Below are 20,673 nucleotides of genomic sequence, written 5' to 3'. Positions count from 1 at the left end.
CTGCGCTTCATTGTCGAGCAAAGACGTCCGAGAGCCCCGCTCTCACTGGAAGGGCGGAGTGAAGAGCAGGCCGCCCTTGGTCCAGAGCTGGTTCTGGCCGCGTTCCAGCTTCAGCGGGGAGCCCATGCCGACGGTGCGCTCATAGCTTTCGCCGTAATTCCCGACCTGCTTGATGGCATTGTACATCCAGTCGTTCGAGAGCCCCATCATCGCGCCGAAACCGCCCTCGGCACCGAGCAGGCGGCGCACTTCGGTGTTCTTCGAATTCGCCTTCATCTCGTCGACATTCTTGGAGGTGACGCCGAGCATCTCCGCCGCGATCGTGCCGTTCAGCACCCAGCGCACGATCAGCTGCCAGCGCTCGTCGCCCCAGCGCGTTACCGGGCCCTGCGGATCGTTCGAGATCGGCTGGGTTAGGATGACGTGCTCTTCCGGGTTCTTGAGTTTGGCGCGCTGGCCGGCAAGCGCGCCGACACCGGCGGTATAGGCGTCGCAGCGGCCGGCATCATAGGCGGCGATGGCGTCGTCGTTCTTCTGGAAATTGGTGATGGTGGTCTTGAGGTTGCGCTCGCGGAACCAGTCGGCGGCGTTCTTCTCCTCGGTCGAGCCGGCGGCGACGCAGACCGAGGCGCCGTCGAGGCCGGCAGCCTCCTTCACGCCCGCCGACTTGCGGACGATGAAGGTCTGGCCCTCGTAGAAATTGATACCCTGGAAATTCAGGCCGAGCGTCGCGTTGCGCGAGAAGGTGATGGTCGAGTTGCGCGAGAGCACGTCGACCTGGCCCGATTGCAGGATCGGCCAGCGCTGCTGCACCGAGGTCGGCGTGTACTTCACCTTGTTGGCATCGCCGAGGACGGCGGCGGCGAGCGCCTTGCAGTAATCGACGTCGAGCCCGCTCCACTCGCCCTTGTCATTGGCGAAGGAGAAGCCGGGCAGGCCGAGATGCACGCCGCATTCGAGATTGCCGCGCGCCTTGATGGCGTCCAGCGTCGGGCTCGGCGCGAGCTGCTGCGCCTGCGCCATCGAAGCTCCCGCGGCGAGCAGGGCCGCCGCACCCAAGATCCTGATCGTCATATCCGTCTCCCCGAAGCCGTCGGGCGGCTCTCTATGTTGCAGGGCGACTATGCAACAGGCGCAAGGAAAGCGGTAGCGGCGGAAATGCCAATCCGCGTCAATTGCCGAAGATGGTGTTGAGCTGGCTGCCGACCATGATGAAGGTGGTGCGCTTCGACATCTCCTTCAGGCGGACCGCGCCGATATAGGTCATGGCCGAGCGCACGCCGCCCATCAGTTCCTGCATCGTGCCCTCGACCGGGCCGCGATAGGGCACCTCGACGGTCTTGCCCTCGGACGCCCGGTACTTGGCGACGCCGCCGGAATACTTGTTCATCGCCGTGTCCGAGGACATGCCGTAGAAGGTCATCGCCACCGGCACCTTCTCGCCGTCGCGCTCCTCATAGCGGATCTCGCCCTCGCATTCGTCATGGCCGGCGAGCATTCCGCCCATCATCACGAAGTCCGAGCCACCGCCGAAGGCCTTGGCGACGTCGCCCGGCACGGTCAGGCCGCCATCGCCGCAGACCAGGCCCTTCAGACCATGGGCCGCGTCCGAACATTCGATGATCGCCGAGAGCTGGGGGTAGCCGACGCCGGTCATCTTGCGGGTAGTGCAGACCGAGCCCGGCCCGATGCCGACCTTGACGATATCGGCCCCGGCGAGGATCAGCGCCTCGGTCATGTCGCCGGTGACGACATTGCCGGCCATGATCGCCGCATCGGGGAAGGCCGCGCGCGTCGCCTTGACCGTGTCGACGAATTTCTCGGTGTAGCCGTTGGCGACGTCGAGGCAGATCTTGGTGATCGGCGACTGGGCGTGGACGGCCTTCAGCTTGTCATGGTCGGAATCGGTCGTGCCCAGCGAATAAAAGGCATTGGCGGAGCCGGGCTCGCGGAAGAAGGCGATCAGTTGCTTGGCGCTGTAATGCTTGTGCAGGGCGACCATGGCGCCATGCTTCAGGAGCGCGCGGGCCATGGCCATGGTGCCGACCACGTCCATGTTGGCGGCGATGAGCGGAAAGCCCGTCCACTCCTTGCCGGTATGGGCGAAGCGGAAGCTGCGCTCGACATCGACCTCGGCGCGGCTGCCCAGCGTCGAGCGCTTCGGACGAATCAGCACGTCGCGGAAGTCGAGCTTCGGGTCGTTCTCGATGCGCATGATCCGGCCTCTTGATGTCGTGCCGCGCGGGACAGAGCCGGGCGGCCGCACGCGGGAGAGGCGTGCGCCGATTCATAGCGCCAGCGACGGGAACCGCGCAATCCCGGCCCGGATGGCGATCAGACTGCCGCGGGCGGCGCAGTCGTGCGGGCGTTCTTGCGGATCGTGTAGAGCGTCGCACCGACGACGACGGCCGCGCCGAGCCAGGTGGTGAGCTCGGGAATCTCGGCGAAGAAGACGAAGCCGGTGAAGCTCGCCAGCAGCAGGCGGCTGAAATCGAGCGGGGCCAGCGCCGCCGCCTCGCCGACCTGATAGGCGCGGGTGATCAGCCATTGCCCGGCCGTACCGAACAGGCTGAGCGTGATCAGCCAGAACCACTGATCGGGCGTCGGCACCTGCCACCAGAGAAAGGTCGGCAGCGCCAGCAGGACGATCAGCACGATGCCCTGGTAGAGCAGGATCGTGTCCGTGCGCTCGCTTGCCGCGAGCTTGCGGACGCTGACGGTGATGGCGGCGCCGCAGATCGCACCGGCGACCGCGAGCATCGCGTAGATATCCAGCCCCTCCGAACTCGGCCGCAGCATGATCAGGACGCCGGCGAAGCCGATCACCGTCGCGACCCAGCGCCTGATATCGACAACCTCCTTGAGGAAGAGGACAGCCGCGATGGTGACGAAGAGCACCTGGCTGAAGCCGATCGCGGTCGCCTGGGCGAGCGGGATTTTGACGACGGCGGTAAAGCCGCAGAGCATCGAGAGCAGCGTAACCACGCTGCGGAAGACCTGCAGGCCAAGCCGGTCGGTGTGCAGCGCCTGCCGCAGGCTGCCGGCGGCGAAGAGCAGCAGGATCGCGGTCATGATCACCTGCCGGATCAGCAGGATCTGCACCAACGGGATGCCTTGCCCGACATGCTTGATGCCGGCGACCATCACCGCATAGACGAGCAAGGCCGCGAACATGAAGACCGAGCCGCGCAGATTCGGACTCGCACCGCGCCACCAGTAGCGCAAACGCTGCCTGCGGCTCTCGAGCCAGCCGCTTCGGCGTGAATGCGCGCCACCGGGCGGCTCGGCCTCGACGATCAGGACAGAGCGGGATGGCGCGGGCTCGGGAGGCACGAAAGCGGCCGGCTCGTGCCATGCCGGGGCATCACCCTCGAACCCCGGCCGACCTTGCCGGCCGGACTGCCGCTCCTCGCTCATCACCCTCAGCCAATGGTCGGCGGCCGATGCCCGGCCCGGCATTTCATCCCTGCCGCAAATCATTGAGGAAATGCGGCAATTCGGCCATCGACAAAGTCACATGGCCGCGTTGTCCCGGCCGCGCGACGCGCAGGGGCGGCATACCCGGCACGGGCTGTGCAAGGGGATAGCGAGATTCTAGGAGGAACCGGAAAGGGACCCTGCCGCTTGACGCTTCGAGACCGAGCCTCATCCCGCCTCCGGGCCATGGAGACCGACCGGCTGATCCAGCGCGGCGGAACAGGCCGATGAAGGTTCTGCTCGACGACTTCGTCGGCGGACTGCGCCAGCTGGCCCCCAACCGCTTTCCCTACCGCCGCTTCGCGCTGGCTCTTGCGCTCGGCGGGCTCGGCGGCTGGCTCTTCGTGCAGGCCAGATTGCCCCTGCCCTGGATGCTGGGCTCGATGGTGTTCTGCACTTTCGCGGCGCTGATCAGCCTGCCGGTCGCGGCGCCGGCCGTGATCCGCCCGCCGATGACGGCGGTGATCGGCGTGATGCTCGGCGCCTCCTTCAAGCCGGAGGTCGTCGCGCAATTGCCGAACTGGCTGCCGACGCTCGCCGGGCTCGTGCTGTTCATGATCGCCTGCGGACTGTGCTGCGTCAGCTATTTCCGCCGCGTCGCGGGGTTCGATCCCGTCACCGCCTTCTTCTCGGGCATGCCGGGCGGGCTGATCGAGATGGTCACGGTCGGCGAGGAGAAGGGCGGCGATGCCCGCATCATCGCGCTGATCCATTCGGCCCGCATCCTGCTCGTGGTGATGACGCTGCCCTTCATCGTGCAATGGATCGGCGGCGTCAGCTTAAGCGGAGGGCGCGTCGCCGGCCCGTCCTTCGCGCAGACGCCTGTCAGCTCCGAGCTTTGGCTGATCGGCTGCGGCATCGCGGGCGTCATCGTCGGGCACTGGCTCCGGATGCCCGCAAAATATCTTCTCGGCCCGATGCTGGTCAGCGCGGTCGTGCATGTCGCCGGCCTGAGCGCCGCCGTGCCACCGGCGGAAATCGTCAACGCGGCGCAGCTCGTGCTCGGCGTGACGATCGGCTGCCGTTTCGTCGGCACCGCGCCGCGCATCATCCTGCGCGTGCTCATGCTCTCGGTCGGCTCGACCGTGATCCTGCTGGCGCTGACGCTGGGCTTCGCCTGGCTCGTCGCACTGGTCTCGGTGCACGGCCATGTCCCACTGATCCTGGCCTATTCGCCCGGCGGCCTCGCCGAGATGAGCCTGATCGCACTGGCGCTCCACACCGAAGTCGCCTTCGTCGCGGCCCACCACATCATCCGCGTCTTCCTGGTGATGGTCTCGGCCGGGCCGATCTTCGGCCTGATCGGCCGCCGAAGCAGCAAGGCCGCCGCGGAATAGCCGCATCGGTCACGACAGCGACACGGCTCCAGGCAGGCCCGCCGGTCAGGAGCCTCTCGGCGAACTCACCGGCTCCGCCGGCCGCCGACCGACCGCCGCATATTGCCGGGCCATGCGCAGGAGGAAAGCCGGGTTTCCGAGCACATAGCGACGCCAGAGCCGACGCGGCTCGAGCCAGAGCCGATAGAGCCATTCGAGCCGCACCCGGCGCAGAAGCTCAGGCGCACGCGGCACCGCGTCGGCGAAGAAATCGAACAACGCCCCGACGCCCGCCGCAATCGAGCAGTGCTGCGGCCCAAGCTTGTCGGCGATGAAGCGTTCCTGCAGCGGATTGCCCATCGCCACCAGCAGCAGATCGGGACGCTGTGCCTTCAGCCTGTCGAGGAGCGCGCCTTCCTCGTCGGCGGAAAAATAGCCGTGCGAGAGCACGCTGAAACGATGCGCCGGATAGCGCTGCGCCAGATTCGCGACAGCCCGATCCGCGATGCCCGGCCGGCCGCCCAGCAAGGCGACCCGCATCGGCCGCCCCGAGCGGGCGAAAAGCGCCGGGAAGAAATCGGTCCCGTTGAGATTGGCCGGAAAGGCGCCACCGTAGAGCATCCGGCTGCCGAGATCGACGCCGAGGCCGTCGGCCAGGACGAGGAAACCCGAGAGGCTGCGTTGAAGCGCGGCATCGCCAGCGGCGACATTGACCAGATTGGCGTTGCAGAAGGCCAGCTTCATGTGGCCGCCCGTCAGCACCGTGTCGGTAACCTCGGCGATTGCGGCCTCGCGCTCCATCACGGCGATGCCGACGCCGCCGATATCGCGCTTGGCATAGCCCTGCAGCTTGCGGCCCCCGGCTTCGCTGGCGAGGGTGAGGGAGGCGGTTGCGCTCACGGCAATCTCGATCAGGGGCAAGGCGGCCCATTGCGACTATCACGACTGTCTTGGCTGTTCCGGGGCTCGGGTCAAGGCAAAGCCGGCTGGAAGGTGAACGGCTTATTTTCGCGATCCGCGAGCGCGCGTTAATGGCAATCCTCTTGCAGCAACAAGGCCTTGTACCGAGCAGACACAAAAGCTGCCGCCGGGCTCGCCGCCCCTCCCGGACCCGTCCCGCTCCGACACAAGCTCCGCCCCCGACTGTCTCGATCCGCCACGCCGCAGAGACCGTCCTTCTCGGTTTTTTTGCAGCCGCCCTTAACGGCGCGCATGGCTGGTCTGCGCATTTTTCCGAAGTGGCCGCGCCCTCTGGCCGGTGCCAATTCGGGCAGCTAGGGTGACCCGCACAAAAATTCGGGAGGGCTGGGCATGAACCAAATCGATTTAAAGAAGCGCGTCGCCATCGTGACCGGCGGGGCGCAAGGCATCGGCCGCGCCGTCGCCGAGCGTTTCGCCCAGAGCGGCGCAACGGTCGCGATCTGGGACGTGGATGCAGCGTTGGCCGCGAAGGCCGCAGCCGAAATCGGGCATGGCGCGATCGGCGTGGCTGTCGACGTGACCGATGCCGAGGCCGTCCAGAAGGCCAGCGACGCGCTGGAAACCCAGCATGGCAGCATCGACATCCTCGTCACCAGCGCCGGCATCGCCGGGCCCAACCACAAGACCTGGGAATACCCGCTGGAGGACTGGGCTCGGGTCATGAAGCTCAATGTCGACGGCACGCTGCATTGCTGCCGCTCGGTGATCCCCGGCATGGTCAGGCGCAATTACGGCCGCATCGTCCTCGTCGCCTCGATCGCGGGCAAGGAGGGCAACCCCAACGCCTCCGCCTATTCCGCCTCGAAGGCGGCGGTGATCGCGCTGACGAAATCGCTCGGCAAGGAGCTCGCCGACAAGGACATCGCGGTGAACTGCATCACGCCAGCGGCGGCGCGCACCCGCATCTTCGACCAGATGAGCGAGGAGCATATCGGCTACATGCTGGCGAAGATCCCGCGCGGGCGCTTCCTGCTGCCGGACGAGGTCGCCTCGATGGTCGCCTTCCTGGCTTCGGCCGAGAACAGCTTCACTACGGCCGGGGTATTCGACCTCTCGGGCGGCCGCGCTACGTACTAAAAGAGCTGCGTTATCCGACTTCTCGCCGTCATTCCGGGCTTGACCCGGAATCTATCGTAAAGCGTCGAGCCTTACGATGGATTCCGGATCGGCGCGGCTTCGCCGCTTGTCCGGAATGACGGCGTGTTCTGGTCGAGTAGAGCACGCTGCCTAGACCCCACCGATGCCGTGGCGGAGAAGCTGCTTGGCGAAATTGCCGGTCGCGGTTTTCGAAACCCTGCTCTAGCTTGACGGTATGACGCAGATGCTCCCCTCCGCCGCCGTCCTCGGCGCCCGTGCCTTCGCCGCGCTGGCCGGCCTCAACCGCTTCAGCGACGAGCCCGGCAAGCTGACGCGCCTCTATCTCTCACCCGCGCACAAGCAGGCAGCGGAATGGGTCAAGGGCGCGATGGAGGTCGCGGGTCTCACCGCCTTGATCGACGCCGCAGGCTCGGTGCAGGGCCGGCGCGAAGGCACCGTGCCGGGGGCGCCCGCCGTGCTGATCGGCTCGCATATCGATACGGTGAAGGATGGCGGGCGCTTCGACGGCAATCTCGGCGTCGTCGCCGGCATCCTGGCAGTGCAGGCGCTGCGCGATGCCGGAATCAGCCTGCCCTTCCCGCTGGAGGTGATTGGCTTCGGCGATGAGGAGAATGTCCGCTTTCCCACGCATCTCTCGACCTCGGAGGCGCTGGCCGGCGCCTATGACCCAGCCTGGCTGGAGGCGCGCGACAGCGAGGGCGTGAAGCTCGGCGATGCCCTCGTCGCCTTCGGTGGCAATCCGACGGGGATCGCGGCACTTGCCCGCAAGCCGGGCTCGATCCAGGCCTATCTCGAAATCCATATCGAGCAGGGCCCTGTCCTGGAGGCGGAAAACGAGCCGGTCGGCATCGTCACCGCGATCAACGCGCAGAGCCGCGCACAGGTGCGCGTCACCGGCGAGGCGGGCCATGCCGGCACCGTACCGATGGCGCTGCGCAAGGATGCCTTGACCGCGGCGGCCGAGATGGCGCTGGCACTGGAGCAGATCGCGGGCGCGCATGAACTCGCGGTCGGCACGGTGGGCGTGCTCCGGCCGGAGCCCGGCGCGACCAATGTCGTTCCTGGCGCGGCCGAGTTCACCATCGATTTTCGCGCGCCGAAGGACGAGACGCTCGCAGTCATGGATGCGGAAATCCGCAGCCGCTTCGGCGAGATCGCGGCGCGGCGCGGCGTCGGGCTGGAGATCATCCCTTACGCCAAGGCTGCGGCCGTGCCGATGGAGCCGAGGCTACAGGACGCCTTCGCCGCCGGCATCGCCCGGGCCGGCAGCAATCTCGCCGGCCGACGCCTGCCTTCCGGCGCCGGGCATGACGCGATGGCGATCGCGCAGGTCGCGCCCGTCGCCATGCTCTTCGTGCGCAACGAGAAAGGCATCAGCCACTCGCCGCTGGAGAACATGACCGAGGCCGATGCCGGCATCGCCATCCGCGTCCTCATCGAAACGATTCTGGAACTGGCCGAGCACGCGAAGTAGAACGATTCCAGCCGCGACACCGCGCACCATTCCGCAAACGGCCCGGAAGGCCTAGGAGAGGCGCGCCGCAGGAGGCTGGAATGGATTTCGAGAACTTCTTCCGCGAGGAGCTGGACGGGTTGCGCCGCGAAGGCCGCTATCGCGTCTTCGCCGATCTGGAGCGCCAGGCCGGCCGCTTCCCGCTCGCGACCTATCACGGCGAGGGTGGCCCGCGTGAGGTCACCGTCTGGTGCTCGAACGACTATCTCGGTATGGGCCAGCATCCGAAAGTGCTGGCCGCGATGCATGAGGCGCTCGACGGCAGCGGAGCCGGCGCCGGCGGCACCCGCAATATCGGCGGCACCAACCACTACCATGTCCTGCTGGAGCGCGAGCTTGCCGACCTGCACGGCAAGGAAGCCGCGCTGATCTTCAATTCCGGCTATGTCTCGAACTGGGCCTCGCTCTCGACCCTGGCCGCGCGCATCCCCGGCTGCATCGTGCTCACGGACGGGTTGAACCATGCCTCGATGATCGAGGGCATCCGCCATTCGCGCGCCGAGAAGCACATCTTCGCCCATAACGACCCGGCCGACCTGCGCCGCAAGCTCGCGGCGCTCGATCCGAACCGACCGAAGCTGATCGCCTTCGAGTCGGTCTATTCGATGGATGGCGACATCGCCCCGGTCCGCGAGTTCTGCGACATCGCCGACGAGTTCGGCGCGATGACCTATATCGACGAGGTCCATGCCGTCGGGCTCTACGGCGCGCGCGGCGGCGGCATTTCGGAGCGCGAGGGGTTGACCGACCGGCTCACCCTGATCCAGGGCACGCTGGCGAAATCCTATGGCGTGATCGGCGGCTATATCACCGGCTCGACCGCGCTCTGCGACTTCATCCGCAGCTTTGCGTCGGGCTTCATCTTCTCCAGCTCGCTGCCGCCGGCCGTGGCGGCGGGTGCGATCGCCGCGATCAGGCATCTCAAGGAAAGCTCCGCCGAGCGCGAGCGCCAGCAGGACCGCGTCGCTGCGCTGCGCGCCAAGCTCGATGCAGTCGGCATCCCGCATCTCGCCAATCCCAGCCATATCGTGCCGGTGATGGTCGGCGAGGCGAAGGCCTGCAAGGCGATCAGCGACGAGCTGCTCGCCCGCTTCGACATCTATGTCCAGCCGATCAACTACCCGACCGTGCCGCGTGGCACGGAGCGGCTGCGGATCACGCCCTCGCCCTTCCACTCCGACACCGATATCGACCGGCTGGTGGCAGCGCTCGGCGCGATCTGGGCGCGGGACGGGCTGAAGCGGGCGGCCTGAGGGGCGCCAAAGGGCGTCATTCTCGGGCGGAGCGAAGCGCAGACTTTCCCTTCTCCCCTTGCGGGAGAAGGTGGCTCGGCGAAGCCGAGACGGATGAGGGGTCTCTCACGCTCCAATCGCAAGCGGAGCGCGAAACGCAGACGATTCAGAGGTGCGCGACCCCTCTCCCCAACCCTCTCCCGCAAGGGGAGAGGGGGCAGGCCGCGGTTCCCTTGCCTCAGAGATTGAAGACGCGGTGGGGGATGAACTCGCCGTTCTGGACCGAGCCTGTCGAGACCAGCGTGCCGGCGCAGGTGGCGTAGGCGGCCTCCAGCTCGATCGGGGCGCCGGCACCGCGCAACAGGGCGCTCTGGCCGCGCTTGAGGCGGGCGGCGGCGTCGCGATGAAGCACGATCTCCGGGATCAGCGTCAGCGCCGCCTTGACCGGCTGCAGGGCGGCCAGCGCGCTTTCCGGGCTTTCGCGCAGGGTCTCGACGCTCGCGGCTTCCGTGACCGTGAAGGGGCCGACGCGGGTGCGGCGCAGATGCGCGACATGGCCGAGGCAGCCCAGCTCCAGGCCGAGATCGCGGGCGATGGCGCGAACATAGGTGCCCTTGCCGCATTCGGCCTCGAAGGTGGTGGTGGCGCCGTCATGGCTGACGATGCGGAGCGCGTCGATCTCGACGGGACGTGCCTCGAGTTCGACCTCCTCGCCGTCGCGGGCGAGATCATAGGCGCGCTCGCCGGCGATCTTGATCGCCGAGAATTTGGGCGGCGTCTGCAGGATCGTGCCGGTGAAGCGCGGCAACAGGGCTGCGATCGCCGCCTCGTCGGGGCGCTTGTCCGAGGTCGCGATGACGCTGCCCTCGGTGTCGTCGGTATTGGTCTGCGTGCCCCAGGCGACAGTGAACTGATAGGCCTTGCGGCCATCCATGACGAAGGGGACGGTCTTGGTCGCCTCGCCGAGCGCGATCGGCAGCAGGCCGGAAGCCAGCGGGTCGAGCGTACCGGCATGGCCGGCCTTCTTGGCGCCGAAGGCGCGCTTCACGACGCTGACCGCATGGGTCGAGGTCATGCCGATCGGCTTGTCGAGGATGACCCAGCCATGGACGTCGCGCTTCTTCGGGCGCGGTGCCGGGGCGGCGTCCTGGTTCGGGGCGGCTTCGGATGGATTCTCAGCGGTCATCGTCACGGCGGTCGTCTTCAGGGGCTTCGTCTTCGTGATCCTGGTCGATCCTGAGGCGCTGGACCTGCGTGTCGCGGCGCACGGCCTCGGTATCGAGCAGCGCATCGATGCGCTCGGCCTCGGCGAAGCTCTCGTCAGCGCGGAAGCGGAGATCCGGCGCGTATTTCAGGTTCACGCGATGCGCGATCTCGCCGCGCAGATAGCGCTTGTTGGCGTCGAGAGCCTTGAGCACCGGGGCGATGTCCAACCCGCCGAGCGGCATGATGTAGCAGGTCGCGAGCTTGAGATCCGGCGAGAGGCGCACCTCCGGCACGGTCACGACATGCTTCGCGAGCACGTCGTCATGGATGTCGCCGCGCGCCAGCATCTCGGCCAGCGCATGGCGGATCAGTTCGCCGACGCGCAATTGCCGCTGGGACGGGCCGGAAGGTTTTGCAGGTTTTGCCATGGTTCTCGTTTCTCCGGGATCGGACCGGACCAAACGTCCCGGCGGGCCAGGCCCGCCGTCTCAGGATGATCAGGCGCTGGACGCGCTCTTCTCGTCACGAGATGGCCGGGCCCCAAGACCCGGCCATGACGCGCTGTTTCGGGCAACGCAGCCCTCAGAGGCTGCGCTTGATCTCCTCGACGCGATAGCACTCGATCACGTCGCCGACGCGCATGTCCTGGTAGTTCTCGAAGGACATGCCGCATTCCTGGCCGGCCACGACTTCCTTGGCGTCGTCCTTGAAGCGCTTGAGCTGGCCGAGCTTGCCCTCGTGAACCACGACGTTGTCGCGGATCAGGCGGACATTGGCGCCGCGCTCGATCGTGCCGTCGGTGACGCGGCAGCCGGCGATCTTGCCGACCTTCGAGACGTTGAAGATCTCGAGGATCGACGCGTTGCCGAGCATGGTCTCGCGCAGGGTCGGCGCCAGCAGGCCCGACATCGCGTCCTTCACGTCATCCATGAGGTTATAGATGATGTTGTAGTAGCGGATCTCGACGCCAGCCCGCTCCGCCGCCTCGCGCGCTTCCTTGTGCGCACGGACGTTGAAGCCGACCACGACCGCGCCCGAAGCCTGGGCGAGCGTGACGTCCGACTCGGTGATCGCGCCGACGCCCGAGGAGAGGACGCGGGCCCGCACCTCATCGTTGCCGACCTTCTCGAGCGCACCGACGATGGCTTCGACCGAGCCCTGCACGTCGCCCTTGACGACGAGCGGGAATTCCTTGCGGCCGGCGCCTTCCTTGAGTTCGCGCATCATCTCGGCGAGCGAGCGGCCGGCGCCCGAAGCGGCGCCGCGGGCGGCAAGGCGGTCGCGACGCTGGCGCTCGCGATAATCGGTGATCTCGCGGGCACGCGCTTCCGACTCGACCACCGCGACGCGGTCGCCAGCCTCGGGCGTGCCGTTGAAGCCGAGAACCTCGACCGGCATGGAGGGCGGAGCCTCCTTCACCTGCGCGCCGGTATCGGCGATCAGGGCGCGGACGCGGCCCCATTCGGCGCCGGCCACGACGATATCGCCGGTGCGCAGCGTGCCGCGCTGGACAAGGACGGTCGCGACCGGACCGCGACCACGATCGAGCTTGGCCTCGATGACGGTGCCTTCGGCCGGGCGATGCGGGTTGGCCTTGAGGTCGAGCAGTTCTGCCTGCAGCGAGATCGCCTCGAGCAGCTTGTCGAGGTTGTGGCCGGTCTTGGCGGAGACCTCGACCTCGAGCGTCTCGCCGCCCAGCGTCTCGACCTGGATCTCGTACTGGAGCAATTCGGCGCGGACACGGTCGGGATTGGCGTCAGCCTTGTCGACCTTGTTGATCGCGACGATCAGCGGAACGCCCGCCGCCTTGGCGTGATGGATCGCCTCGGCGGTCTGCGGCATGACGCCGTCATCGGCCGCGACGACCAGCACGACGATATCCGTCACCTTGGCGCCGCGGGCGCGCATCGCCGTGAAGGCGGCGTGGCCGGGCGTGTCGATGAAGGTCACCTGCGAGCCCAGCGGCGTCGTCACCTGATAGGCGCCGATATGCTGGGTGATGCCGCCGGCCTCGCCGGTGACGACCTTGGTCTTGCGGATCGCGTCGAGCAGCGAGGTCTTGCCGTGGTCGACATGGCCCATGATGGTCACGACCGACGGCCGCGACTCCAGGGTCTCGTCGGTGTCCGGCGTGTCGAACAGGCCTTCCTCGACGTCGGATTCGGCGACGCGCTTGACGGTGTGGCCCATTTCCTCGGCGATGAGCTGGGCGGTGTCGGCGTCGATCACGTCGGTGATCTTGTGCATCGCGCCCTGCTTCATCAGCAGGCGGATGACGTCGACGCCGCGCTCCGTCATGCGGTTCGCGAGTTCCTGGATGGTGATCGTCTCGGGGATGATCACCTCGCGCATCACGCGCTCTTTCTGGGCATCCGACGCGCGATGGCCGGTCATGCGCTGCACGCGCCGGCGGAACGAGGCGACCGAGCGTGTCCGCTCGTCGTCGCCACCGGTGGCGGTGGCGAGCGTCAGGCGGCCGCGGGGCTTGTCGTTCGTGGTCTTCGGCGTCTTGGGCGCGGCGGGAGCCGGGCCACGACCGGGGCCGGCGCTCAGGCCGGGGCGACGGAAGGCGGCCTTGACGTCGACATCATCCGAGCGATTGCGCGTGGTGTTTGCCGAAGGCGCCTGGCGCGCCGGGCGGGCGACCGCCGGCTCGGCCGGGGCCGAGGTATCGAGCCGCGGCGGGCGCGGAGAATCGGAGCGCGGCGGACGGCTGTCGAGCCGCGGCGGGCGGGCGCCGGTGTCGCGCATCGGCGGGCGCGAGGTGAACTCGCGCGGGCCGGACGGAGCCGGGCGGCCGTAATACTGGGTGGGCTGCGGCGCCGGAGCCTGGGGCGCAGGCGCGGCCTCGCGAGCCTGCGGCGGCGGGGCAGCCGGGCGGACCGGCTGCTCGTCGCGCTGGCGCGCGGCCATTTCGACCCGGCGCTTCTGGTCGTCTTCCTGGCGGCGACGCTCTTCCTCCTGCCGCTGGCGGGCGGCGGCAGCTTCACGCTCCTCGCGCTCGCGCTCGGCGACGGCGGCACGCTGGCGCGCCTCGTCCTCGGCGATGCGGCGGGCTTCGGCCTCGCTGCTGCGGGCTTCCGAAAGGGCGCGCTGGCGGGCGTCCTTCTCCTCGTCGGAGAGGGTGCGCAGCAGCATGCTGCCGGCGGGACGCTGGGGCGGCTGCGGAGCGGCCGGGCGCGGCGGGGTCGCCTGCGGAGCCGGGGCCTGCGGCGCACGCGGAGCGACGGGCTCCTTGACCTCATGCCCGGCGGCGCGGCGCTTGACCTCGACGACGACCTGCTTCGTACGCCCATGCGAGAAGCTCTGGCGAACAGTGCTCTGCTCGACAGGCCGCTTCAGCGACAGGGTCTTGGGCGGGTTGACGGTAAGAGTCTTGTCGCCCGGGTTCTTGGTATCGGTCATTCCGCGTTCGGTCCTGCCGGTTCGGTCGTGTCTTCGGTGTCGTTCTGGTCGGATGCGGCGGTATCGTCCGTCCGATACCGGACGAGCCGACGCCAGCGGGAGAGCACACCCTCGGCCGCCGGTCCCGGAGCAAGCGCGGCATGTATCACATGTGCCCGCCCCAACGCCAATTCCAAATCCGCCGTCGTGAAAATAGCGACGACGGGCAGTTCGCGGGCCTTGAGCCCTTCGGCTTCGCGCGCCACGCCGAGCCGCCGGATGGCCTGGCCGATCTTGCGCTTGCCATCTTCGGCACCGTCACTGGCGGCGATGACGCCGACGCAGCGCCCGGAGCCGATCAGAGCCTCGACCTTGGCGAAGCCCGCGATCACGAGCCCCGCCTTGTTGGCCATCGACAGGGCCTGCAGCGCATCGCGCAGCATCAGCGCGTCGATCATCTCCGGAAGGTCGGCGGGAACCGCGACCTTCGCCTTGAGCGAGCGCTCGAAGGCCTTGCGCTTGATCGCCTCGGCCACCGTCTTGCGGCTGAGGCTCGCCCAGACACCGCGCCCGGGCAACTTCCGCCGCAGATCGGGCACCAGAGTGCCGTCCGGCCCCGCGACGAAGCGGATCAGATCTTCAGGCGCCTTCACGGTCCGCGTCACGACGCAGCTCCGTTCAGATCCCTCGTTCCGAGCCGCCTTCACCGCGACGATCCCGCTCAGGCCTCGGCCGCCTCGTCGGCTTCCGCCTCAGGCTCATCGGCCGGCGCCTCGATCCAACCCGCATGGATGCGCGCGGCCATGATGATCGCTTCCGCGTCCTGACGCGACAGGTCAAACCCGTCGAGATAGCCGGAGTGACGGGTGGTCTCGCCGTCCTTGCGTTCGGTCCAGCCGACGAGATCGTCCGTGGCGCAGCCCGCGAGATCCTCGACGCTCTTCACATCGTTCTCGCCGAGCGCGACCATCATGGAAGTGGTGACGCCATCGACCTCGCGCAAGGCGTCCTCGACACCGAGCGCACGACGCTTCTCGTCAAGCTCGGCCTCGACGGCGGCGAGATGCTCCTGCGCGCGGCTCTGGATCTCGCCGGCGGTGTCCTCGTCGAAGCCCTCGATCGAGGCGAGCTCGGAGAGGTCGACATAGGCGAGCTCCTCGACATTGCGGAAGCCTTCAGAGGCCAGGAGCTGGCCGACCGTCTCGTCGACGTTCAGCGCGTTCATGAACAGATCCGTGCGCTGCACGAATTCCTTCTGGCGGCGCTCGGACTCCTCAGCTTCAGTCAGAATGTCGATATCCCAGCCGGTGAGCTGCGAGGCGAGGCGCACGTTCTGGCCGCGGCGGCCGATGGCGAGCGAGAGCTGCTCGTCGGGAACCACGACCTCGATCTTGTCGGCTTCCTCGTCGAGCACGACCTTGGCGACTTCCGCCGGCTGCAGCGCGTTGACGACGAAGGTCGCGACATCCGGCGACCACGGGATGATGTCGATCTTCTCGCCCTGGAGCTCGCCGACCACGGCCTGCACGCGCGAGCCGCGCATGCCGACGCAGGCGCCGACCGGATCGATCGAGGAATCGCGCGAGATCACGGCGATCTTGGCGCGCGAGCCGGGATCGCGGGCGACGGCCTTCACCTCGACGATACCGTCATAGATCTCGGGCACTTCCTGGCCGAAGAGCTTGGCCATGAACTGCGGATGGGTGCGCGACAGGAAGATCTGCGGGCCGCGCGGCTCGCGGCGCACGTCGTAGACATAGGCGCGGGCGCGGTCGCCGACCTTGAAGGTCTCGCGCGGGATCATCTCGTCGCGACGGATGATGGCTTCGCCACGACCGAGATCGACGAAGACATTGCCGTATTCGACGCGCTTGACCGCGCCGTTGACGATCTCGCCGATGCGGTCCTTGTACTCGTCATACTGGCGGTCGCGCTCGGCCTCGCGCACCTTCTGGACGATGACCTGCTTGGCCGACTGGGCGGCGATGCGGCCGAAATCGAAAGGCGGCAGCGGATCGGCGATGACGTCGCCGACCTGCGCAGCCGGATTATGGCGCTTGGCCTCGTCGACCGTGATCTCGATCGCCGGGTTCTCGACGGTGTCGACGACCTGGAGATGGCGGGCGAGACGCAGTTCGCCGGTCTTGGTGTTGATCTCGGCATGGACGTCCGTCTCGATGCCGTAGCGCGAGCGGGCGGCCTTGGCGATGGCGTCCTGCATCGCATCGACGACGATCTGGCGGTCGATCGACTTCTCGCGGGCGACCGCGTCGGCGATCTGCAGCAGTTCGAGCCGGTTGGCGCTGACGACCATGACGCTCACTCCTCTTCGTTGTCTTCTTGCGGGGCCTGCGTGTCGGCCTTCTTCGGCCGCGGCCCCAGCGATTTCCCTCGGCCCTTCTTCGGGCTGGCGATGTCATCGGCCGGCGGCATTTCCGGCGGCAGGCCGGACTTGCCGCGGCGCAGCGCCTCGGTGATGAGCGCGTCGGTCAGGACGAGCCTGGCCTCGGCGATCGCGCGCATCGGAATCGCGACGTCGCGCTCTTCCTCGGTCTTGGCGTCGTCGCGCGTCAGCAGTGCATCCTGGCCGGCCGCGCCGCGCAGGATACCACGGAAGCGCTTGCGGCCGGCGACCGGCTCGCTCGTGTCGATCTTGGTGAGGTGGCCGGCCCAGCGCTCGAAATCGCTGGCGCGCACCAGTGGCCGGTCGATGCCCGGCGACGACACTTCGAGATGATAGGCCGCCTGGATGGGGTCGTCGACGTCGAGCGCCGGCGAGACCGCCTGGCTGATCTCCTCGCAACCCTCGACATTCATCGTGCCGTCCGGCCGCTCGGCCATGATCTGCACGGTACAGCCGTTCTGACCGGTGACGCGCACGCGCACCAGCCGGTAGCCGAGATCGACGATCGCCGGCTCGATGATCGCAGCGACGCGCGCCGCCACGCCGCCCTCGACGACGAGGCGGGGTTCCTGATCGGGTGCCGTTGTCGGCTCGTGGGTGGGTTCACTCATGGCCTGAGACCGTTCCGTCTGCCTCCGGCGGGTCGCGGCCAATAAAAAAGAGCGGGCCGGTGGGCCCGCTCTTGATCATCGGCGTTAACCGATACCAGAGCTGTTGCCGCTATTTAGTCCGCATCGCCCCGATATGCAAGCTCGGTTGCGGCGGCGCTAACCCAATGGTCATCCTTCGCGTGCCAGGTTACGCAACGGGATACCGGTTGAGGACTTGGTATGAGTGCGGTCGGCTCGCTGCTGCGAGATCTCGAATCCACGATGCTGCGCGGCTCGAGCGACGAGCGCGCCGACATCCTTTCGCGGCTGACGGACCTGTTCCTGGCCACGGCCGTCCATATGGACGAAGAGCAGATCGGCGTCTTCGACGTGGTGATCGGACGCCTGTCCCGCGCCATCGAGTTGCGGGCCCGTGTCGAATTGTCCGAGCGGATCGCGCCGGTTCCGAATGCGCCGAGCGGCGTCATCCGCCAGCTCGCCCTCGACGAGATCGCCGTGGCGCGCGCCGTGCTGGTGCAGTCGCCGCGCCTTTCCGACCAGGATCTCGTTGCCATCTCGGCTGCCAAGGGGCGCGACCATATGCTCGCCATCACCGAGCGGGCCGAGCTCGGCGAACCCGTGACCGATTTCCTGATCCTGCGCGGCGGACGCGTCGTGACCCATGCCGTCGCCGCCAACCAGACCGCGCGCTTCTCCCACCACGGCATGGGCGTGCTGGTGATGCGGGCGGCGCAGGACGATGCGCTCCAGGCCACGCTGGGCTTGCGGCGCGACATTCCGGCCGAGCTCGTCGCCCAGCTCATGACCGCCGCCAAGAACTCCGCCCGTCGTCGGCTCAGCGAAGGACTGGAGCCGACCTTGGTCGGCGATGTCGACAGCGCGGTCGAGCGCGGGGCGGATGCCATCGCCGCCGGCGGCCAGATGCCCGGTGAGCTCGGTGCGATCAGCGCGGCCCTCGTCGAAATCCGCGAACTCAACGAAGCCGGGCAGCTCGACGAGGCCAAGGTCCGCACTTACGCCCGCGAGGGCGCGACCGAGCATGCGACCTGCGGCGTCGCCGTGCTGGCACAGCTCAGCCTGCCGGCGAGCGAGCAGATCATCCTCGGCAGCGACCGCGAGGCCGTCCTGCTTGTGGCCCGCGCGCTCGGCTGGTCCTGGGAAACCACCGCGGCGCTGATCTCGCTGCGCAAGGATCTCGGCAAGTCGCAGGCCGCGGTCGAGCGCGCCCGCGAAAGCTTCCGCAACCTCGCCCAGGGCACCGCCCAGCGCGTGCTCGGCTTCCTCAGGATGCGCGACGCAAAGCCGTGAGATAGCTGGAGATGCGCCCCTCGCGGACCGCCTTCGCCTCATAGCGGGTGCGGATCCAGCCGGGATAGGGCGTGCGCCAGTCGCCCGGCCGCTCGTCGGTCCAGTCGAAATCAGGCGAGGCCATCAGGCGCGACAGGGTCCAGCCGATATAGTCGTCGATATCGCTGGCGAAGCGGAAGCGTCCGCCGGGCCTCAGCGCACGGGCAAACAGGCCCAACGTGTGCTCCGAGACGAAGCGGCGCTTGCGCTGACGGCGCTTCGGCCAAGGATCGGGGTAGAGCAGGTCGATCGCATCGAGGCTGCCGGCCGGGAAGCGGGGCAGCATGAGCGCGGCATCGTCGTCCCAGACCCGGATATTGGTCAGCCCTTCCCGCTCGGCCACCGCCAGGAACTTGGCCATGCCGTTAATGAAGGGCTCGACGCCGATGAAGCCGATCTGGGGGCTCTCGCGCATCCGCATCAACAAGTGCTCGCCGCCGCCGAAGCCGATCTCCAGCCGGACCGCCTCGACGGGCTGCGGAAACAACACCTTGAGGTCGGCAATCTCGCCTTCCGGCAAGCGCAGACGCGGCAGCGTATGCTCCATCAGATGGCTCTGGCCGTCGCGCAGGGCCTTGCCCTTGCGGCGGCCGTAGAAGGCGCGGTCGTCATGATCGGGGCTGTAGGTCATGATCGTCTTCGTATCGCTTGTCCGATAGAGCCGTCATTCCGGACGCAGCGAAGCGGAGATCCGGAATCCATCACAGAGCTGCGAAGCCTTACGATGGATCCCGGGTCAGGCCCGGGATGACGGGGGTGTTTCAGCGACCTTATCCACCAAGTCAAAGAAAAAAGGCCGGGCGAACCCCGGCCTTTCCATTCATGACCTCACGGTCGGTCTCAGGCGACGGCCTTCTTCAGCACGTCGACGAGATCGGTCTTCTCCCAGGAGAAGGAGCCGTCGCGGCCGGCCTTGCGGCCGAAATGGCCGTAAGCCGAGGTCTTGGCGTAGATCGGCTTGTTGAGGCCGAGATGGTTGCGGATGCCGTTCGGCGAGAGATCGACCAGCTTGCCCAGCACGTCCTCGAGCTTGGCCTCGTCGACCTTGCCGGTGCCGTGCAGGTCGACATAGATCGACAGCGGCTTGGCGACGCCGATGGCGTAGGAGAGCTGGATCGTGGCGCGGTCGGCGAGCTTGGCCGCGACGACGTTCTTGGCGAGATAGCGCGCCGCATAGGCCGCCGAACGGTCGACCTTGGTCGGGTCCTTGCCCGAGAAGGCGCCGCCGCCATGGGGCGCCGCGCCGCCATAAGTGTCGACGATGATCTTGCGGCCGGTGAGGCCGGCATCGCCGTCCGGGCCGCCGATGACGAACTTGCCGGTCGGGTTGATGTGCCAGACCGTGTCCTTGGAGATCCAGCCATCCGGCAGTGCCTGGCGGATATAGGGCTCGACGATCTTGCGGACGTCGGCGGAGGTCAGGCTCTCGTCGAGATGCTGGGTCGAGAGCACGATCTGGGTGACGCCGACCGGCTTGCCGTTCTCGTACTTGACGGTGACCTGGCTCTTGGCGTCCGGGCCGAGCTTGGCGGCGTCGCCCTCGCCCTTCTTGCGGGCGAGCGTCAGGGTCTCGAGGATCTTGTGAGCGTAGTAGATCGGGGCGGGCAGCAGCTCGGGCGTCTCGCGGCTGGCATAGCCGAACATGATGCCCTGGTCGCCGGCGCCGACATCCTTGTTGCCGGACTCGTCCACGCCCTGCGCGATATCCGCGGACTGCGGATGCAACAGCACGTCGATCTTGCACTTCTTCCAGTGGAAGCCGTCCTGCTCGTAGCCGATGTTGCGGATCGCCTTGCGCGCGGCCGACTTCACCTTCGACTTGATCTGCTTCTCGTCGAGATGGGTGCGGACCTCGCCGGCGATCACCACGCGGTTGGTGGTCGCCAGCGTCTCGGCGGCGACGCGGACCTTGGCGGGCTCATAGCCGGCCTTGATTGCTTCCTTGAAGAACAGATCGACGATCTCGTCGGAGATGCGATCGCAGACCTTGTCGGGATGCCCCTCCGAGACGGACTCGCTGGTGAACAGGTAATTCTGGCGTGACACGGTCGGGGATTCCCTGAATCGGCACATGGAAAAGGCCGGCGCAGCGACGCCAGCCCAA

General features: G+C 67.7%; 17 protein-coding genes. 5 read left to right on the top strand and 12 right to left on the bottom strand.

Annotated features, from left to right (window positions below):
• Window positions 1-42 precede the first annotated feature (42 nt).
• The 3 genes from Q0Q02_RS03885 to Q0Q02_RS03875 all read right to left on the bottom strand — a co-directional run bounded on the left by Q0Q02_RS03885 (window position 43) and on the right by Q0Q02_RS03875 (window position 3,459).
• Window positions 43-1,074 (bottom strand): amino acid ABC transporter substrate-binding protein, encoded by a 1,032-nt coding sequence (locus Q0Q02_RS03885; RefSeq protein WP_367275013.1) that lies wholly within the window; start codon window positions 1,072-1,074, stop codon window positions 43-45.
• A 97-nt stretch (window positions 1,075-1,171) separates the two neighbouring features.
• A complete protein-coding gene (locus Q0Q02_RS03880) occupies window positions 1,172-2,215 on the bottom strand; it encodes a GMP reductase (RefSeq protein WP_293807060.1) in 1,044 nt (347 codons plus the stop codon).
• A gap of 119 nt (window positions 2,216-2,334) precedes the next feature.
• Window positions 2,335-3,459 (bottom strand): DMT family transporter, encoded by a 1,125-nt coding sequence (locus Q0Q02_RS03875; protein WP_293807058.1) that lies wholly within the window; start codon window positions 3,457-3,459, stop codon window positions 2,335-2,337.
• Between the two features lie 245 nt (window positions 3,460-3,704).
• Between Q0Q02_RS03875 and Q0Q02_RS03870 the strand changes: the two genes are divergently transcribed.
• Window positions 3,705-4,814, top strand: coding sequence for an AbrB family transcriptional regulator (locus Q0Q02_RS03870; protein ID WP_293807056.1), 1,110 nt, complete (start codon window positions 3,705-3,707; stop codon window positions 4,812-4,814).
• A gap of 45 nt (window positions 4,815-4,859) precedes the next feature.
• On the opposite strand, the gene Q0Q02_RS03865 is transcribed toward Q0Q02_RS03870, so the two are convergent.
• The gene (locus Q0Q02_RS03865) at window positions 4,860-5,693 is read right to left on the bottom strand and encodes a WecB/TagA/CpsF family glycosyltransferase (protein ID WP_293807054.1); all 834 of its coding nucleotides are present in this window, start codon (window positions 5,691-5,693) and stop codon (window positions 4,860-4,862) included.
• 411 nt (window positions 5,694-6,104) lie between these two features.
• Between Q0Q02_RS03865 and Q0Q02_RS03860 the strand changes: the two genes are divergently transcribed.
• The 3 genes from Q0Q02_RS03860 (at window position 6,105) to hemA (ending at window position 9,638) form a co-directional block, all read left to right on the top strand.
• Window positions 6,105-6,851, top strand: a complete 747-nt coding sequence (locus tag Q0Q02_RS03860) for an SDR family NAD(P)-dependent oxidoreductase (RefSeq protein WP_293807052.1) — start codon at window positions 6,105-6,107, stop codon at window positions 6,849-6,851.
• Between the two features lie 244 nt (window positions 6,852-7,095).
• A complete protein-coding gene (locus Q0Q02_RS03855) occupies window positions 7,096-8,346 on the top strand; it encodes an allantoate amidohydrolase (protein WP_293807050.1) in 1,251 nt (416 codons plus the stop codon).
• A gap of 80 nt (window positions 8,347-8,426) precedes the next feature.
• Entirely contained in the window at window positions 8,427-9,638 is a 1,212-nt protein-coding gene (gene hemA / locus Q0Q02_RS03850; RefSeq protein ID WP_293807048.1) for a 5-aminolevulinate synthase, read from the top strand.
• Between the two features lie 217 nt (window positions 9,639-9,855).
• Here hemA and truB read toward each other — a convergent pair whose 3' ends face one another.
• The 6 genes from truB to rimP all read right to left on the bottom strand — a co-directional run bounded on the left by truB (window position 9,856) and on the right by rimP (window position 17,222).
• Window positions 9,856-10,803 carry a tRNA pseudouridine(55) synthase TruB gene (gene truB / locus Q0Q02_RS03845; RefSeq protein ID WP_293807321.1) on the bottom strand — a complete coding sequence of 316 codons (948 nt, stop codon included), beginning with the start codon at window positions 10,801-10,803 and terminating at the stop codon, window positions 9,856-9,858.
• On the bottom strand, window positions 10,793-11,251 hold the full coding sequence (gene rbfA / locus Q0Q02_RS03840; RefSeq protein WP_293807046.1) for a 30S ribosome-binding factor RbfA: 459 nt from the start codon (window positions 11,249-11,251) through the stop codon (window positions 10,793-10,795). The genes truB and rbfA overlap by 11 nt, the downstream gene beginning before the upstream one ends.
• A gap of 154 nt (window positions 11,252-11,405) precedes the next feature.
• On the bottom strand, window positions 11,406-14,228 hold the full coding sequence (gene infB, locus Q0Q02_RS03835; RefSeq protein WP_293807044.1) for a translation initiation factor IF-2: 2,823 nt from the start codon (window positions 14,226-14,228) through the stop codon (window positions 11,406-11,408).
• Entirely contained in the window at window positions 14,225-14,914 is a 690-nt protein-coding gene (locus Q0Q02_RS03830; protein ID WP_293807042.1) for an RNA-binding protein, read from the bottom strand. The genes infB and Q0Q02_RS03830 overlap by 4 nt, the downstream gene beginning before the upstream one ends.
• Window positions 14,915-14,928: 14 nt before the next feature.
• Entirely contained in the window at window positions 14,929-16,521 is a 1,593-nt protein-coding gene (gene nusA / locus Q0Q02_RS03825; RefSeq protein ID WP_293807040.1) for a transcription termination factor NusA, read from the bottom strand.
• A gap of 5 nt (window positions 16,522-16,526) precedes the next feature.
• A complete protein-coding gene (gene rimP, locus Q0Q02_RS03820) occupies window positions 16,527-17,222 on the bottom strand; it encodes a ribosome maturation factor RimP (RefSeq protein ID WP_293807038.1) in 696 nt (231 codons plus the stop codon).
• A gap of 219 nt (window positions 17,223-17,441) precedes the next feature.
• On the opposite strand from rimP, the gene Q0Q02_RS03815 reads away from it, so the two are divergent.
• Complete coding sequence (locus Q0Q02_RS03815; RefSeq protein ID WP_293807036.1) at window positions 17,442-18,530, top strand: DUF2336 domain-containing protein; 1,089 nt, start codon at window positions 17,442-17,444, stop codon at window positions 18,528-18,530.
• Here Q0Q02_RS03815 and Q0Q02_RS03810 read toward each other — a convergent pair.
• Window positions 18,505-19,200 (bottom strand): tRNA (guanine(46)-N(7))-methyltransferase TrmB, encoded by a 696-nt coding sequence (locus tag Q0Q02_RS03810; RefSeq protein ID WP_293807035.1) that lies wholly within the window; start codon window positions 19,198-19,200, stop codon window positions 18,505-18,507. The two genes, Q0Q02_RS03815 and Q0Q02_RS03810, sit on opposite strands and share 26 nt — an antisense overlap.
• Window positions 19,201-19,409: 209 nt before the next feature.
• Entirely contained in the window at window positions 19,410-20,642 is a 1,233-nt protein-coding gene (metK, locus tag Q0Q02_RS03805) for a methionine adenosyltransferase (protein WP_367275012.1), read from the bottom strand.
• Between the last annotated feature and the right edge of the window lie 31 nt (window positions 20,643-20,673).

This window comes from uncultured Allobosea sp., assembly GCF_945956895.1.
In the GTDB taxonomy this organism is placed as follows: domain Bacteria; phylum Pseudomonadota; class Alphaproteobacteria; order Rhizobiales; family Beijerinckiaceae; genus Allobosea.
The sequence above is the reverse complement of the archived record's forward strand: the minus strand, read 5'-3'. Positions and strand labels throughout refer to the sequence as shown.

Coding starts and splice junctions, on each gene's coding strand:
- Q0Q02_RS03885 (WP_367275013.1), bottom strand. CDS start 1,074: ATGACGATCAGGATCTTGGGTGCGGCGGCCCTGCTCGCCGCGGGAGCT.
- rbfA (WP_293807046.1), bottom strand. CDS start 11,251: ATGGCAAAACCTGCAAAACCTTCCGGCCCGTCCCAGCGGCAATTGCGC.
- Q0Q02_RS03855 (WP_293807050.1), top strand. CDS start 7,096: ATGCTCCCCTCCGCCGCCGTCCTCGGCGCCCGTGCCTTCGCCGCGCTG.
- Q0Q02_RS03870 (WP_293807056.1), top strand. CDS start 3,705: ATGAAGGTTCTGCTCGACGACTTCGTCGGCGGACTGCGCCAGCTGGCC.
- Q0Q02_RS03815 (WP_293807036.1), top strand. CDS start 17,442: ATGAGTGCGGTCGGCTCGCTGCTGCGAGATCTCGAATCCACGATGCTG.
- infB (WP_293807044.1), bottom strand. CDS start 14,228: ATGACCGATACCAAGAACCCGGGCGACAAGACTCTTACCGTCAACCCG.
- rimP (WP_293807038.1), bottom strand. CDS start 17,222: ATGAGTGAACCCACCCACGAGCCGACAACGGCACCCGATCAGGAACCC.
- Q0Q02_RS03810 (WP_293807035.1), bottom strand. CDS start 19,200: ATGACCTACAGCCCCGATCATGACGACCGCGCCTTCTACGGCCGCCGC.
- Q0Q02_RS03860 (WP_293807052.1), top strand. CDS start 6,105: ATGAACCAAATCGATTTAAAGAAGCGCGTCGCCATCGTGACCGGCGGG.
- Q0Q02_RS03875 (WP_293807058.1), bottom strand. CDS start 3,459: ATGCCGGGCCGGGCATCGGCCGCCGACCATTGGCTGAGGGTGATGAGC.
- metK (WP_367275012.1), bottom strand. CDS start 20,642: ATGTGCCGATTCAGGGAATCCCCGACCGTGTCACGCCAGAATTACCTG.
- hemA (WP_293807048.1), top strand. CDS start 8,427: ATGGATTTCGAGAACTTCTTCCGCGAGGAGCTGGACGGGTTGCGCCGC.
- nusA (WP_293807040.1), bottom strand. CDS start 16,521: ATGGTCGTCAGCGCCAACCGGCTCGAACTGCTGCAGATCGCCGACGCG.
- truB (WP_293807321.1), bottom strand. CDS start 10,803: ATGACCGCTGAGAATCCATCCGAAGCCGCCCCGAACCAGGACGCCGCC.
- Q0Q02_RS03880 (WP_293807060.1), bottom strand. CDS start 2,215: ATGCGCATCGAGAACGACCCGAAGCTCGACTTCCGCGACGTGCTGATT.